A 14,980-nucleotide genomic window follows, 5' to 3' on the forward strand; every position below is an offset into this window, starting at 1 on the left:
GATTTTGCACCTGTTCCGTATTAGCGCGTCTTAATTACCAGACGATTGCTCTGTTTGACTTCTTCCATTACCACATATGTGCGGGTGTCATTAACGCCAGGCAGACGCAGCAGGGTTTCCCCTAGCAGTTTGCGGTAAGCCGACATATCCGGCACACGCGTCTTCAACAGGTAGTCGAAATCGCCTGAAACCAGATGACACTCTTGAATCTCTTCAAGTTTTTGCACTGCGGCGTTGAATTGTTCAAACACATCCGGCGCGCCACGATTCAGAGTAATCTCAACAAATACCAGAAGTGATGCATCCAGATAATGCGGGTTCAGCAGCGCTGTATAGCCCTGAATAAACCCTTGTCTTTCCAGCCTGCGCACACGCTCAAGGCATGGCGTTGGGGAAAGCCCCACTCGTTTAGAAAGCTCGACGTTGGAAATACGCCCATCTTTTTGCAATTCGTTCAGAATATTACGATCGATGCGGTCGAGATCTTTGCCAGGGCGCTTCTTGCTATCTACCATTATTATTGTCTCTCTGTATTCCTTCCCTACTCCTGTCTTGACCCTGTGCACTTCACTGTTCAGAGTCTTTGCCCGTCGCGCTACGCGGCGCGTAATTTTAATTAGCGCGTCACGTAATCCCAGGGGCAGTATTGAGAAGACCGGTGCCTGGGGCAGCTATCGATATCACGAATGGCGTCTGTCCACGCCATACGTAGATTTCGCTAGCCCGGTAAAAATGGCATTTACATGCATGAATTTGGATCACGCGCGAAACACTGCTTTTTTTCTTCCTTTGATGTTTTCGCAAATGCGCAGGGGATTGTCAAAGCAAAACATCTTTTTTTAGTACAACATGCCAGATATTCATCAGGGTCGTTCCCTAATCATCATTTTATCACCTTATAACTGCCCCTTTTTCAGTAGGAGTTATTATATTTAGGCGGTTACCAGCCCTTCAGCCATCGGTCCTTTCTATTACACATATCGTTAACAAAATCGCTGTACCCTTTTTTTACGCCAGTAAATTCCCTACAATCCAGCCCAATGTCTGCCAAACAACAATGAGGATCTCATGGGTACGGCCAAACACAGTAAGCTGCTTATCCTTGGTTCAGGCCCTGCCGGTTATACCGCTGCGGTCTATGCTGCGCGCGCAAACCTGCAGCCGGTGCTGATTACCGGTATGGAAAAAGGCGGCCAGCTCACCACCACCACTGAAGTGGAAAACTGGCCGGGCGACCCGCACGATCTGACTGGGCCACTGCTGATGGAACGCATGCATGAGCATGCCACCAAATTTGATACCGAAATCATTTTCGATCATATCAACAGCGTGGATTTGCAAAATCGCCCGTTCCGCCTGACTGGCGACAGCGGCGAGTACACCTGCGACGCATTGATTATTGCCACTGGCGCGTCTGCGCGTTATTTGGGCCTGGCATCAGAAGAAGCATTCAAAGGTCGCGGCGTTTCCGCCTGCGCAACCTGTGACGGTTTCTTCTACCGCAACCAGAAAGTCGCGGTGATTGGCGGCGGTAACACCGCAGTGGAAGAAGCGCTGTATCTGGCAAATATTGCCTCTGAAGTGCATCTAATTCATCGCCGTGACACCTTCCGTGCGGAAAAAATCCTCATCAAGCGCCTGATGGATAAAGTGGAAAGCGGCAATATCGTATTGCACACCCACCGTACGCTGGAAGAGGTAACGGGCGACCAGATGGGCGTTAGCGGTCTGCGCCTGCGCGATACGCAGAATGCAGACAACATCGAATCGCTGGAAGTTGCAGGTCTGTTTGTGGCTATTGGTCACAGTCCGAACACTGCCATCTTTGAAGGTCAACTGGCGCTGGAAAACGGCTACATCAAAGTGCAGTCCGGTATTCATGGCAATGCCACGCAAACCAGCGTTCCTGGCGTCTTTGCTGCCGGTGATGTCATGGATCATATTTACCGTCAGGCGATCACTTCTGCGGGCACGGGTTGTATGGCCGCGCTGGATGCAGAACGCTATCTCGACGGGCTTGCTGAGCGCAAATAATCTTTACAACTCAGTAACAAAGGTAAAAAAGGCGACTATAAGTCGCCTTTATTTTTGCCCCGATGTAACATTGCGCCAGCTCAAAAATCCGATAACTTCACCTGCAAAGCGCGCAATGAATAAAACCCGTCAACAAGAACTGACCCGCTGGTTAAAACAGCAAAGTATTATTTCCCGTCGCTGGCTGACGCTCTCCCGCCTGCTCGGCGTGGTCAGCGGCGTGCTGATCGTCGCGCAAGCCTGGATTATGGCGCGTATTCTGAACCATATGATTGTGGAGAATATCCCGCGCGAAGCCCTGCTACTGCCTTTCATCTTGCTGGTCCTGATTTTTATCCTGCGCAGTTGGGTAGTCTGGCTACGTGAACGTGTCGGTTTCCATGCAGGTGCGCATATTCGCTTCGAAATCCGCCGTCAGGTCCTTGATCGCCTACATCAGGCCGGCCCGGCGTGGATCCAGGGGAAACCCGCCGGAAGCTGGGCCACGTTGATACTTGAGCAAATCGATGATATGCACGATTTCTATGCTCGCTACTTGCCGCAAATGGCGCTGGCGGCGAGCGTACCGCTACTGATTGTTATCACCCTGTTCCCAATTAACTGGGCAGCGGCGCTCATATTGCTGGGTACAGCTCCGTTAATTCCGCTCTTTATGGCGATGGTTGGTATGGGCGCGGCAGACGCCAACCGCCGTAACTTTAAAGCGCTGGCGCGCCTGAGCGGTCATTTCCTTGACCGCTTACGGGGGATGGAGACATTGCGCATTTTTGGCCGGGGCGCGGCGGAAACAGAAAATATTCGTCAAGCCTCGCAGGATTTTCGCAGCCGAACCATGGAAGTACTGCGCATGGCCTTCTTGTCCTCCGGTGTGCTGGAGTTCTTCACCTCGTTATCGATTGCGTTGGTGGCGGTCTATTTCGGTTTTTCCTATCTTGGCGAGCTGAATTTTGGTCACTACGGGGCTGGCGTAACCTTGTTCGCTGGTTTTCTCACGTTAATTTTGGCGCCCGAGTTCTTCCAGCCGCTACGCGATCTCGGTACCTTTTATCACGCTAAAGCCCAGGCGATTGGCGCAGCGGATAGCCTGAAAACATTTATGGAAGCACCGCTCGCACATCCGCAGCGAGGGAATATTACGCTGAAAACCGATGAGCCGGTAACGCTAACGGCAAGCGATTTGCTGCTGAAATCACCCGAAGGCGCGGTGCTCGCCGGGCCGCTCAATTTTTCCCTGTCCGCAGGTCAGCGCGTCGTCGTGGTAGGAAGAAGCGGCTCCGGCAAGAGTTCGCTGATCAATGTGCTTTCTGGTTTTCTGCCTTATGAAGGTTCATTACGTGTTAACGGTGTCGAACTGAGTGAGTTAGATCCGGATAGCTGGCGCGAAGCGATAAGCTGGGTTGGGCAAAATCCGCAACTTCCCGCCACCACATTGCACGAAAATGTGTTGCTGTCACGCCCCACGGCCAGCGATGCGGAGCTGCAAACCGTTCTGGATAAAGCCTGGGTCAGCGAGTTTCTGCCACTGCTGCCAGAGGGGCTGGAGACCCAGCCTGGCGATCAGGCGGTACGTCTCTCTGTTGGCCAGGCACAGCGCGTAGCCGTTGCCCGTGCGCTGCTTTCTCCCTGCAAACTGCTGCTACTGGACGAACCTTCCGCCAGCCTTGATGCCCACAGTGAGCAACGCGTGATGCAGGCGCTTGCCGATGCTTCGCGCCAGCAAACGACCCTGATGGTGACGCACCAGTTAGAAAACCTGGCCGACTGGGATGCTATCTGGGTCATGCAGAATGGCCAGATTATGGAACAAGGTAGCTACGCCGAACTCGTTGCTGCGCAGGGGATCTTCGCGGATCTCCTTGCCCATCGCCAGGAGGAGATTTAAATGCGCGCATTACTGCCTTATCTCGCACTGTATAAACGCCACAAGTGGATGTTGATGCTCGGGGTTATTCTCGCCGTTATCACTTTGCTGGCCAGCATTAGCCTGCTGACGCTCTCCGGCTGGTTCCTCTCTGCGTGCGCCGTGGTTGGCGTCGCGGGCATCTACAGTTTTAACTATATGCTGCCCGCCGCCGGTGTGCGTGGCGCAGCGATTATTCGTACTGCCGGGCGCTATTTTGAACGGCTGGTCAGCCATGATGCGACGTTTCGCGTTCTGGAACATTTGCGCGTTTCGACATTCAGTAAACTGCTCCCCCTCTCCCCTGCCGGGCTGGTGCGTTTTCGCCAGGGCGAGCTACTGAACCGCGTCGTCGCCGATGTCGACACGCTCGATCACCTATACCTGCGCGTGATCTCCCCGCTGGTTGGTGCACTGGTGGTGATCATCGTTGTCACCTTGGGTTTAAGCGTACTGGACATACCGCTGGCGCTGATGTTGGGCGGAATCATGCTGGCAACCTTGATTATCCTGCCGCCGTTATTTTACCGCGCGGGCAAACCTACCGGTGAAAACCTGACCGCTCTGCGCGGAGAGTATCGCCAGCAATTAACCAGCTGGCTGCAAGGCCAGGCGGAGTTAACCATTTTTGGTGCCAGCCAGCGGTATCGTGCGCAGTTAGAGAACACCGAACTTAGTTGGCATGACGCCCAGCGCCGTCAGTCCGATCTGAGTGCCGTCTCGCAAGCCGTAATGCTACTCATCAGCGGTGCGGCGGTATTGGTTATGCTGTGGTTTGCGTCCGCCGATATTGGTGGTAACACGCAGCCTGGCGCATTGATTGCGCTGTTTGTCTTCTGTGCGCTTGCGGCTTTCGAAGCGCTGGCCCCGGTAACCGGTGCGTTCCAGCACATGGGCCAGGTTATTGCTTCCGCCATACGTATCACGCAGGTAACGGAATGCCAGCCAGAAGTGACGTTCCCGCAAAATAGTGCCGCCACGCCAACAGATGTGGCCGTGCGATTCGATGCCCTGACGTTTAACTACCCCGGCCAGCCACAGCGTGCACTAGACTCAATTTCTTTATCGATTGCTGCCGGAGAACATGTGGCGATCCTTGGTCGAACCGGGTGCGGCAAATCCACATTATTACAATTACTGACGCGCGCATGGGATCCGCAGCATGGAGAGATTCGTCTCAATGACCAGCCGCTTGCAAGCTTTGCGGAAGCTGATTTACGCAAACTTATCAGCATGGTGCCCCAGCGCGTGCATCTGTTCAGCGCGACGCTGCGAGATAACTTGCTGCTGGCCTCACCGCAGGCTAATGACGATACACTGAGTGCGATGCTAAACCGTGTCGGGCTGGAAAAACTGCTTGAGGATAATGGGCTGAACGCCTGGCTTGGCGAAGGTGGACGCCAGCTATCCGGTGGTGAACTACGCCGTCTGGCGATTGCTCGTGCGTTATTGCATGATGCCCCGCTGGTGCTTCTGGACGAACCGACCGAAGGTCTGGATGCTGCTACCGAGAGCCAAATCCTTGAATTATTGGGCGAAGTGATGAAAGGCAAAACCCTGCTGATGGTCACACACCGTCTGCGCGGGCTGGCGCGTTGCGATCGGATAATTGTGATGGACAACGGACAAATAATTGAGCAAGGTAATCACGCAGCGTTAATGGCGAAACAGGGTCGGTACTACCAGTTTAAGCAGCGTCTGTAGTAGCTATTCGTCATTTTGCCGTTTCTGTAACGGCAACGTTAAAGTGGAACGGCCAAAATGACGATAGTAAGTAGGGTCCCTTGTCGCGTTGTGGAGCACAGAAGACATGCGCCTGGTGCAGCTCTCTCGTCATTCAATCGCTTTTCCTTCGCCCGAAGCGGCGTTGCGTGAACCCAATGGACTGCTGGCGCTGGGCGGTGATCTCAGCCCGGCGCGTCTGTTGATGGCCTACCAGCGTGGTATTTTCCCCTGGTTCTCGCCTGGCGACCCAATCCTGTGGTGGTCTCCCGATCCGCGTGCCGTGCTGTGGCCGGACACATTCCATGTCAGCCGCAGTATGAAGCGTTTTCATAAAACCTCTCCCTATCGCGTAACGCTGAATCATGCTTTTGGCCAGGTGATCGATGGCTGCTCGCAGGATCGCGATGAAGGTACGTGGATCACGCCTGACGTGGTGATGGCTTATCATCGTCTCCATGAGCTTGGGCATGCGCACTCGATTGAAGTCTGGGAAGGTAACGAGCTGGTAGGTGGTATGTACGGCGTATCGCAAGGTGCGCTGTTTTGCGGTGAATCAATGTTTAGTCGCCGTATAAATGCCTCCAAAACAGCGTTGCTTGTTTTCAGCGGCGAATTTGTACGCATGGGCGGCGAGCTAATTGATTGCCAGGTCCTGAACAACCATACTGCGTCGCTCGGCGCCATTGAGATCCCGCGTCGGGATTACCTTTTACATCTCGAGAAAATGCGCAAATTACCTCTCTCTTCCCACTTCTGGGTGCCCCGAACGCTGTTTTCATCGCTCTGAAGAATGTTTTCGGCACATTTTTTATCAGGGTGTTATAATGGACGCTCAGAGCAGCTTTTGCCTGTTGCCCCGCCCCATCCGGGAGTTGTTCGTATCAGGGATGCCCTTCGCTTTACTCCACCGCTCCCCTTTACGGTTGCGCTTTTAGCGCGTCCTGGCTGTGGCATGAGGGTAATTGGCAAAAGTCGTTTTGCTGCGTTTTATCAGCGCAAATCTTTACTTAACAGACGAACTTCGGCATTATCTTGCCGGTTCAAAAATTATGGTAGTGATACCCCCGAGGATTAGATGGCCAAAGAAGACAATATTGAGATGCAGGGTACCGTTCTTGAAACGTTACCTAATACGATGTTCCGCGTAGAACTGGAAAACGGTCACGTGGTCACTGCGCATATCTCCGGTAAAATGCGTAAAAACTACATCCGCATTCTGACGGGCGATAAAGTGACTGTGGAACTGACCCCGTACGACCTGAGCAAAGGCCGCATTGTCTTCCGTAGCCGCTAAGATCTTCCATCAGCACAGCTAAGTGCACCTATTTTGAAGGCCGGGTAACCCCCGGTCTTTTGTTTTTCTTACACACCTCCTTCCTGATTAGACTTTAACCAATAACGACAATTGTCTATAATTAAACCTGACAAATGTCATCACACGGGAGGAAAAATGAGAACCTGGAGTCCGGATCAAAAACCGGTCGAAAATGCGCTCTGGCGCTTTGCCGGTTTCCCTGCCAACCGAGGGCTAAAACTCGTTCAGATGTTAAACGAGGGCTTGCCTGTCAGCATTCTCGACAATATTCATGAATGGACAGAAATGTCCCGCTCCGACATTCTGCGCGTCACCGGTATTAATGAACGCAATGTCGCGCGTCGCAAAAGCGCCGGCCGCACACTCACGCCGGAAGAAAGTGAGCGCATTGCGCGTTTGGTGAGGGTTGTTGATGCTGCGGTACAGTTTTTCGGTAGCAAAAAGATGGCGTGGGACTGGCTGGAAACCCCCATTCGCGGCCTTGGCAACGTAGCGCCGATTTCGCTGATTGCCACCGAAAGTGGCGCGCTGGAAGTAACCGACCTGCTCGGCAGGCTGGAGCACGGAGTATTTGCGTGATCTTCTATCGACTGGTAACGCGCCGCTACGCCAGCGAAGCCTGGACAGGCAGCGGTGCAAATCTTTATGGCGGGCGCTGGAATCACAAGGGTCATCCGGCGGTTTACGTCGCTTCGTCCGTTTCACTTGCCGCACTCGAAATGCTGGTACATGTGCACAGCGACACGGTTCTGAACCAGTATGGGCTGTTCAGTATTGAGATCCCTGACAAGGATATTGAACATCTGGATAAGCAATGGCTACCGCCAGACTGGCATGAAAACCCCGCACCGCTTTCGACAATGGATTTAGGTACCACCTGGCTGGAAGCCAACAGCGCCGTCGCACTGGTGCTGCCGTCATGCGTTATTCCGCTTGAGAATAATGCGATTCTTAACCCGCTTCATCCTGCTTTTAATAAGCTGCTAAAAACCGTAAAAGAGCTTCCTTTCTGTTTCGATCCACGCCTGGCAAACGCGTAATTTTTGGCAACTTACCGGACAAATCCACTGCCTGCTAGCCGCGATGTTCGATGCGCTGGGAGAGCTGGAAATGGTAAAGATCCGCTGGCGCAGCTGCTTAACCGCCGCTTTATTCCCACCATTATGCGCCAGGAGATCTCGCTGGCACTGAATGTGCGTAAACCCTTTATTCTGGCGATGCTGGATATTGATCACTTTAAAAAATCAATGACAGCTTCGGGCACCGCGCGGGCGTTACCACGCTCAAAACGGTAGCCGCTGTCACCTACGATCATTTACGCAGCAGTAGTTACGTTTTCCGCTATGGCGGAGAAGAGTTTATGGTGCTGCTGGTCGAATCTGACCTGTTACAGGCGAAGATTATTCTTGAAGCGCTGCGGCAAAAAATTGCCGCGCTGACAATTGAAGTCGCGCCGGCGCAACACTTTTCGGTCACCGTTAGCATCGGCGTCGCCGGGTTCGTTTACCACCCGGATTACAAACGTTTAATTGATAAAGCAGATCGTGCATTTTATGTTGCTAAAAGCCACGGGCGCAGTCGTATCGAAACCAGAGAAATTTGAAGCTGCTTTTGCAGGCATAAAAAAACCGGGCTGATATCACCCGGTTTTTAGACCTGAATCGCAAAGATTAATGTGCCGCTTCCGGTTTGTGCTTCTGCGCACTCTGGAAGCCATACTCCAGCTCATTTTTCTCTTTATTCAGCGTTACCGTGACCTGGCCACCATCAACCAGCGAACCGAACAGAAGTTCGTTGGCCAGCGGTTTTTTCAGGTTGTCCTGGATAACACGCGCCATCGGGCGAGCGCCCATTGCGCGGTCGTATCCTTTCTCTGCCAGCCAGTCGCGAGCTTCCTGGCTGACTTCCAGCGATACGCCTTTCTGGTCCAACTGCACCTGGAGTTCGACAATAAATTTGTCGACCACCTGATGGATCACCTCAGTCGACAAGTGATCGAACCAGATAATGTTGTCCAGACGGTTGCGGAACTCCGGCGTAAAGATCTTTTTGATCTCTTCCATCGCATCGGTGCTGTTATCCTGGTGGATAAGACCAATGGATTTACGCTCGGTTTCGCGCACCCCGGCGTTAGTGGTCATGACTAACACCACGTTGCGGAAATCAGCTTTGCGCCCGTTGTTATCGGTCAGCGTTCCGTTGTCCATCACTTGCAACAGTAAGTTGAAGACGTCCGGATGCGCTTTTTCGATTTCATCAAGCAGCAGCACCGCGTGTGGATGTTTGATCACCGCGTCGGTCAACAGACCACCCTGATCAAAACCTACATAGCCCGGAGGCGCGCCAATCAAACGGCTGACAGTATGGCGTTCCATATACTCGGACATATCAAAACGCAGAAGCTCAATGCCCAGCGCTTTTGACAGCTGCACTGTCACCTCGGTTTTACCCACGCCGGTTGGGCCAGCAAACAGGAAGGAACCGACCGGTTTATGGTCTTGACCCAGCCCTGCACGGCTCATTTTGATGGCTTCGGTTAATGCCTCAATGGCTTTATCCTGGCCGAAAACCAGCATTTTCAGACGATCGCCAAGATTTTTCAGCGTGTCGCGGTCGCTCTGAGAAACGCTCTTCTCAGGAATACGCGCGATACGGGCCACCACCGATTCGATATCCGCCACGTTAACGGTTTTCTTGCGTTTGCTTACCGGCATCAGACGCGCACGCGCGCCCGCTTCGTCGATAACATCAATCGCTTTATCGGGCAGATGGCGATCATTGATGTATTTCACCGCCAGCTCTACCGCCGCACGCACCGCTTTCGCTGTATAACGCACATCGTGGTGCGCTTCGTATTTCGGTTTCAGGCCATTGATAATCTGCACCGTTTCTTCAACGGACGGCTCAGTGATATCAATTTTCTGGAAGCGACGCGCCAGAGCACGATCTTTTTCAAAGATATTGCTGAATTCCTGATAAGTGGTGGAACCCATAACGCGGATTTTACCGCTGGAAAGCAGCGGCTTGATCAGGTTTGCGGCATCCACTTGCCCACCAGACGCAGCGCCTGCACCGATGATGGTATGGATCTCATCGATAAACAGAATGCTGTTATTGTCCTGCTCAAGTTGTTTCAGCAGTGCTTTGAAACGTTTTTCGAAATCGCCACGGTATTTGGTACCGGCGAGCAAAGAACCGATATCCAGCGAGTAAATTGTGCAATCAGCCATAACTTCCGGCACATCGCCCTGCACAATACGCCACGCCAGCCCTTCGGCGATGGCGGTTTTACCTACGCCAGATTCACCCACCAGCAACGGGTTGTTTTTACGGCGGCGGCACAGAACTTGAATCGCACGCTCAAGCTCTTTACCACGGCCAATCAGCGGGTCGATTCCTCCCACACGAGCAAGCTGATTAAGGTTGGTGGTGAAGTTTTCCATACGTTCCTCCCCTCCTGCCTGCTCTTCGCTGTTCACCTGCCCGCTACTGCTACTGCCAGTGGCGTCAGATGATGGGCCTGGCTCGTCTTTACGCGTGCCGTGAGAGATAAAGTTCACCACGTCAAGGCGGCTTACTTCATGTTTGCGCAGCAGATAAGCCGCTTGCGACTCCTGCTCACTAAAAATGGCAACCAGCACGTTCGCGCCGGACACTTCGCTGCGCCCGGATGACTGAACGTGAAACACCGCGCGCTGAAGAACACGCTGGAAGCTGAGCGTCGGCTGCGTGTCGCGCTCCTCTTCGCTCATGGGTAGAACGGGTGTGGTTTGTTCGATGAAGGCTTCGAGTTCCTGCCGCAGCGCCACCAGGTCCACTGAACACGCTTCCAGCGCTTCGCGGGCAGATGGGTTACTGAGCAGCGCCAGTAACAAGTGCTCGACGGTCATAAACTCATGTCGGTGCTCGCGCGCTCTGGCGAAAGCCATGTTTAAACTGAGTTCCAGTTCTTGATTGAGCATAGGCACCTCCCCCAAGTTTTATGCCTGCATTCAGGCTCTTTCCAGCGTACACAGCAACGGATGCTCGTTCTCCCTGGCGTACTTGTTCACCATTGCGACTTTCGTCTCGGCAACCTCGGCGGTGAAAACACCACAAATGGCCCTACCGTGATAGTGAACCGTAAGCATCAGTTGCGTTGCACGTTCTACATCATAAGAAAAGAACTTTTGTAGCACGTCAATAACAAATTCCATCGGCGTGTAATCATCGTTCATTAACATAACTTTATACATGGATGGCGGTTTCAGCGCGTCGCGCAGTTTATCTTCCGCCAATTGGTCGAAATCCAGCCAGCTATTACTCTTACCCATCGTTAGCGTTTCATCTTAGGTTACAGTTTCCGGCAGCGTTTAATCGGCCGATTACATGAGTCTAGATGTATTTTCAATCTACATCAGATGTCAGATAACAATCATCTATCGTTGTCATTCGCGACGGCTGTCACATTCCTTTGTAATAGCGTTAACTGCTTCAAAATTTTGATGCGCCGCCTCCCAGAACCCCTGCCAAATGCTTGACGCGTTATACGAATTATCTAAATTGTACAGTCGAGAGTTGGCGAGGTTTTGAACAGCCCGCTAGCTCTACCACCGGTTCATTCCATCTTACTTAAATAAGATTTACGAAGGATGTCGAAGCATGGAAACGGGTACTGTTAAGTGGTTCAACAATGCCAAAGGGTTTGGTTTTATCTGCCCTGAAGGCGGCGGCGAAGATATCTTCGCGCATTACTCCACCATTCAAATGGATGGTTACAGAACGTTAAAAGCCGGGCAGACTGTCCGGTTTGATGTACACCTGGGCCCTAAAGGCAATCACGCCAGCGTCATCGTGCCCGTAGAAGTGGAAGCCATGGCCTGAAGCCTGTTATCACATTGTGTACATGCCGCAGTCAAAATGCCAGCCCAATCGGCTGGCATTTTTATTACTCGCGAGCCAGCGCATCCACCGGGTCAAGCCGCGCGGCATTACGCGCAGGCAACCAGCCAAACAGCACACCGGTAAACGTCGAACATAAAAACGCCGTTAACAGCGCCACCGGTGAAAAACCAATTTCCCAGCCCGGTAAAAAGAGCTGCAAGGTAAAGGCAATCAGCATGGATAGCGTAACGCCGAGCGCGCCACCGACCAGGCAAACAAATACCGCCTCAATCAGAAACTGCGACAAAACATCGCCGGCCCGGGCACCAACGGCCATCCTGATGCCAATCTCACGCGTCCGCTCGGTGACCGACACCAGCATAATATTCATCACACCGATACCGCCAACCAGCAACGAAATGACCGCCACTAACGTCAAAAACAGCTGAAGAGTACGTGTGGTCTTTTCCGCCGTTTTCAAGACCCCGTCCATATTCCAGACGAAGAAATCTTTCTTACCGTGGCGCAAACTGAGCAACCGCGTGAGCTGCTGTTCCGCCTGTTCACTGCTGTAGCCCTCATTCACCCGCACCGTAATAGAGTTTAGCCAGGACTGCCCCATAATACGCCCGGAGATGGTGCTATACGGCAGCCAGACGCGCAGGATTTTGCTACTGCCAAACATTGACTGCTTTTCCTCCGCCACGCCGATTACCGTCGCCGGCATGTTACCAACCAGGATCACCTCGCCGACGACGCTGGCTTTATTGGGGAATAACTGACGGCGGGTGTTACTGTCCAGCACCACCACCTGGGCCCGGCCTTTCAGTTGCTCGTCATTAAACGAGGCGCCTTCGCTGAAGGTCATACCATACACATTAAAATATTGCCCGCTCACGCCATTGGCGCTCGCCGCCACATCAATATTGCCGTAGCGCAAACGCAGGTTTTGTGAAACGGCAGGTGTGGCAGATTTAACCCAGGGCTGTTTTTGAATCGCCTGCAAATCGTCGTATTTCAGCGCCTGCTGGTATTGCGGCTCGTCGTCGCCAAAATCTTTGCCGGGATAGACATCAATAGTGTTAGTGCCTATCGAACGAATATCCGCCAGCACCAGCTGTTTAGCGGCATCACCGACCACCACAATGGAGACCACCGAAGCAATACCGATAATAATGCCAAGCATAGTCAGCAAGGTGCGCATTTTGTTGGCCGCCATAGCGCGCCAGGCCATGGTCAGCGCTTCCTGAAAACGGCTGGCGAATTGCCGCCAGCCCCCGGCGTGCGTCATAACCGCGTCATGATTCGCAGGCGCAGCGGCTTCCGTTTTGGCTGGCGGGTTACGGATTATCTCGCCATCACGAATTTCAATCACCCGCTCTGCCTGCGCGGCCACCTGCGGATCGTGCGTCACGATAATTACCGTGTGCCCGCGATCACGCAACTGATGCAGAATTGCCATCACCTCTTCGCCAGAGTGGCTGTCGAGTGCGCCGGTCGGTTCATCGGCCAGAATCACCTGGCCACCATTCATCAACGCGCGGGCAATACTCACGCGCTGCTGCTGGCCGCCGGAAAGCTGCGACGGCTGATAATCTGCCCGCTCCCCCAGCCCTAAGCGGGTCAGTAATGCTTTTGCGCGCTCCAGCCGTGCTTTGCGTTCCGTCCCCGCATACACCGCCGGAACTTCGACGTTCTGCGCAGCCGTCAAATGGGAAAGCAAATGATAACGCTGAAAGATAAAACCGAAATGTTCGCGGCGCAGTTGCGCAAGCTGATCGCTACTGAGCAACGACACATCTGTTCCTGCCACGCGGTAAGTGCCGCTGGAGGGTTTATCCAGGCAACCCAGAATGTTCATCAGCGTGGATTTACCGGAGCCGGATGCACCAACAATCGCCACCATTTCGCCGGCATTAATGCGCAGCGTGATGCCTTTTAGCACCTCGACCTGGCCATCGCCAGACGGATAACTGCGGCGGATATTATTCAGGTCCAGCAATGCGGTCATTGCGCCGCTCCGCTTTTCTCGCCAATCACCACTTCTTCACCCGCATCCAGGCCTTTCGTCACCACCACTTCCGTATCATTCCGCGCGCCCAGTGTCACCTCGCGCTCGCGGGTTTCACCATTACGCAGCACCTTCACTTTGTAACGGTTGTCCCCTACCGGATCGCCAAGTGCCGCCAGCGGGATAGTGATCACATTTTTCAGACCGGTGAGTTGGATATGCACCTGCGCGGTCATATCAAGGCGCAGCACGCCCTCCGGGTTTGGCACTTCAAAACGCGCATAGTAAAAAATCGCATCGTTGACCTTTTCCGGCGTCGGCAGAATATCTTTAAGCTCACCTTCATAACGCGTTCCCGGATCGCCAAGCACGGTGAACCACGCTTTCTGCCCAGGCTTCAGGTGGATGACATCCGCTTCGGAAACCTGCGCCTTCACCAGCATCGTACTCATATCAGCCAGCGTCAGGATGTTCGGCGCTTGTTGCACGGCAATCACCGTCTGACCCTGCAACGTGGTAATTTGCGTCACTTCACCGGCCATCGGGGCAAGAATGCGAGTGTAATCAAGGTTGGTTTTCGCGGTATCCAGCGTGGCCTGGTTACGTTTGATCTGGGCATCAATGGTACCGATTTGCGCTTCTTTTACCGCCACATCCGTCGCCGAGGTGTCCAGATCCTGGCGGGAGATCAAATTGCTTTTCACCAGCTGTTGCTGACGCGCTAACGTCACCTGCGCCAGCTTCAGTTCAGCCTGCGCCTGTCGGCGCTGCGCCCGTAGTTCCATTAAGGTCGCATCTACTTCTTTAATTTGGTTTTCTGCCTGATCGGGGTCGATTACGCCCAGGAGCTGATCTTTCTTCACTTTATCGCCGATATTCACCGACAGCGTTTTTAACTGACCATTTACCTGAGCGCCAACATCAACCTTACGGAGCGCATCCAGTTTCCCGGTCGCCAGCACACTTTGTTGTAATTCACCTAGCCGCACAATCAGCGTCTGATACTGAACCACCGGGGCATTAAGTTTGCCCCACAACCAAATTGCCGCCAGTAACACCACCACTGCCAGCACAATCATTACCGTCCTGCGTTTTCCCTTCAGTTTCATAAAAATCCCGGATAATCGGACAT

General features: G+C 53.3%; 13 protein-coding genes and 1 pseudogene. 9 read left to right on the plus strand and 5 right to left on the minus strand.

The features are described 5' to 3' along the window. Positions 1-20: 20 nt before the first annotated feature. Complete coding sequence (gene lrp, locus C813_RS37895) at positions 21-515, minus strand: leucine-responsive transcriptional regulator Lrp (protein WP_000228469.1); 495 nt, start codon at positions 513-515, stop codon at positions 21-23. 553 nt (positions 516-1,068) lie between these two features. Here lrp and trxB point away from each other — a divergent pair. From trxB to C813_RS46845, 8 genes and pseudogenes are all read left to right on the plus strand, one after another. Continuing rightward, positions 1,069-2,034 (plus strand): thioredoxin-disulfide reductase, encoded by a 966-nt coding sequence (gene trxB / locus C813_RS37900; protein ID WP_017456171.1) that lies wholly within the window; start codon positions 1,069-1,071, stop codon positions 2,032-2,034. Between the two features lie 115 nt (positions 2,035-2,149). Continuing rightward, the gene (gene cydD / locus C813_RS37905; RefSeq protein ID WP_017456170.1) at positions 2,150-3,916 is read left to right on the plus strand and encodes a heme ABC transporter permease/ATP-binding protein CydD; all 1,767 of its coding nucleotides are present in this window, start codon (positions 2,150-2,152) and stop codon (positions 3,914-3,916) included. Next, the gene (gene cydC, locus C813_RS37910; protein ID WP_017456169.1) at positions 3,917-5,638 is read left to right on the plus strand and encodes a heme ABC transporter ATP-binding protein/permease CydC; all 1,722 of its coding nucleotides are present in this window, start codon (positions 3,917-3,919) and stop codon (positions 5,636-5,638) included. Between the two features lie 106 nt (positions 5,639-5,744). After that, complete coding sequence (gene aat / locus C813_RS37915; protein ID WP_017456168.1) at positions 5,745-6,446, plus strand: leucyl/phenylalanyl-tRNA--protein transferase; 702 nt, start codon at positions 5,745-5,747, stop codon at positions 6,444-6,446. Between the two features lie 288 nt (positions 6,447-6,734). Next, positions 6,735-6,953: a translation initiation factor IF-1 gene (gene infA / locus C813_RS37920; RefSeq protein ID WP_001040187.1), complete on the plus strand. Its 219-nt coding sequence runs from the start codon at positions 6,735-6,737 to the stop codon at positions 6,951-6,953. 156 nt (positions 6,954-7,109) lie between these two features. Then, on the plus strand, positions 7,110-7,553 hold the full coding sequence (parS, locus tag C813_RS37925) for a type II RES/Xre toxin-antitoxin system antitoxin (protein WP_017456167.1): 444 nt from the start codon (positions 7,110-7,112) through the stop codon (positions 7,551-7,553). After that, positions 7,550-8,014 (plus strand): RES family NAD+ phosphorylase, encoded by a 465-nt coding sequence (locus C813_RS37930; protein ID WP_017456166.1) that lies wholly within the window; start codon positions 7,550-7,552, stop codon positions 8,012-8,014. Before parS ends, C813_RS37930 begins: the two co-directional genes overlap by 4 nt. A 7-nt stretch (positions 8,015-8,021) precedes the next feature. After that, positions 8,022-8,577, plus strand: a pseudogene (locus C813_RS46845) (GGDEF domain-containing protein); the annotation flags it as partial. A 67-nt stretch (positions 8,578-8,644) separates the two neighbouring features. Here C813_RS46845 and clpA read toward each other — a convergent pair. Both clpA and clpS read right to left on the minus strand, forming a co-directional pair. Next, entirely contained in the window at positions 8,645-10,936 is a 2,292-nt protein-coding gene (clpA, locus tag C813_RS37940; RefSeq protein WP_017456165.1) for an ATP-dependent Clp protease ATP-binding subunit ClpA, read from the minus strand. Between the two features lie 30 nt (positions 10,937-10,966). Continuing rightward, entirely contained in the window at positions 10,967-11,287 is a 321-nt protein-coding gene (gene clpS / locus C813_RS37945) for an ATP-dependent Clp protease adapter ClpS (RefSeq protein WP_017456164.1), read from the minus strand. A 328-nt stretch (positions 11,288-11,615) separates the two neighbouring features. Here clpS and cspD point away from each other — a divergent pair, with 328 nt between their 5' ends. Then, entirely contained in the window at positions 11,616-11,837 is a 222-nt protein-coding gene (gene cspD / locus C813_RS37950; RefSeq protein ID WP_017456163.1) for a cold shock-like protein CspD, read from the plus strand. A 64-nt stretch (positions 11,838-11,901) separates the two neighbouring features. Here cspD and macB read toward each other — a convergent pair whose 3' ends face one another. Continuing rightward, the gene (macB, locus tag C813_RS37955) at positions 11,902-13,848 is read right to left on the minus strand and encodes a macrolide ABC transporter ATP-binding protein/permease MacB (RefSeq protein WP_017456162.1); all 1,947 of its coding nucleotides are present in this window, start codon (positions 13,846-13,848) and stop codon (positions 11,902-11,904) included. After that, entirely contained in the window at positions 13,845-14,957 is a 1,113-nt protein-coding gene (macA, locus tag C813_RS37960) for a macrolide transporter subunit MacA (protein WP_017456161.1), read from the minus strand. The genes macB and macA overlap by 4 nt, the downstream gene beginning before the upstream one ends. Positions 14,958-14,980: the final 23 nt, after the last annotated feature.

Source organism: Kosakonia sacchari SP1, assembly GCF_000300455.3.
Lineage (GTDB): Bacteria > Pseudomonadota > Gammaproteobacteria > Enterobacterales > Enterobacteriaceae > Kosakonia > Kosakonia sacchari.

What these genes read in the sequence shown, in the direction of transcription:
- macB (WP_017456162.1), bottom strand. Translation starts at nt 13,848, where the DNA reads ATGACCGCATTGCTGGACCTGAATAATATCCGCCGCAGTTATCCGTCT.
- macA (WP_017456161.1), bottom strand. Translation starts at nt 14,957, where the DNA reads ATGAAACTGAAGGGAAAACGCAGGACGGTAATGATTGTGCTGGCAGTG.
- lrp (WP_000228469.1), bottom strand. Translation starts at nt 515, where the DNA reads ATGGTAGATAGCAAGAAGCGCCCTGGCAAAGATCTCGACCGCATCGAT.
- infA (WP_001040187.1), top strand. Translation starts at nt 6,735, where the DNA reads ATGGCCAAAGAAGACAATATTGAGATGCAGGGTACCGTTCTTGAAACG.
- aat (WP_017456168.1), top strand. Translation starts at nt 5,745, where the DNA reads ATGCGCCTGGTGCAGCTCTCTCGTCATTCAATCGCTTTTCCTTCGCCC.
- trxB (WP_017456171.1), top strand. Translation starts at nt 1,069, where the DNA reads ATGGGTACGGCCAAACACAGTAAGCTGCTTATCCTTGGTTCAGGCCCT.
- cspD (WP_017456163.1), top strand. Translation starts at nt 11,616, where the DNA reads ATGGAAACGGGTACTGTTAAGTGGTTCAACAATGCCAAAGGGTTTGGT.
- parS (WP_017456167.1), top strand. Translation starts at nt 7,110, where the DNA reads ATGAGAACCTGGAGTCCGGATCAAAAACCGGTCGAAAATGCGCTCTGG.
- cydD (WP_017456170.1), top strand. Translation starts at nt 2,150, where the DNA reads ATGAATAAAACCCGTCAACAAGAACTGACCCGCTGGTTAAAACAGCAA.
- cydC (WP_017456169.1), top strand. Translation starts at nt 3,917, where the DNA reads ATGCGCGCATTACTGCCTTATCTCGCACTGTATAAACGCCACAAGTGG.
- clpS (WP_017456164.1), bottom strand. Translation starts at nt 11,287, where the DNA reads ATGGGTAAGAGTAATAGCTGGCTGGATTTCGACCAATTGGCGGAAGAT.
- clpA (WP_017456165.1), bottom strand. Translation starts at nt 10,936, where the DNA reads ATGCTCAATCAAGAACTGGAACTCAGTTTAAACATGGCTTTCGCCAGA.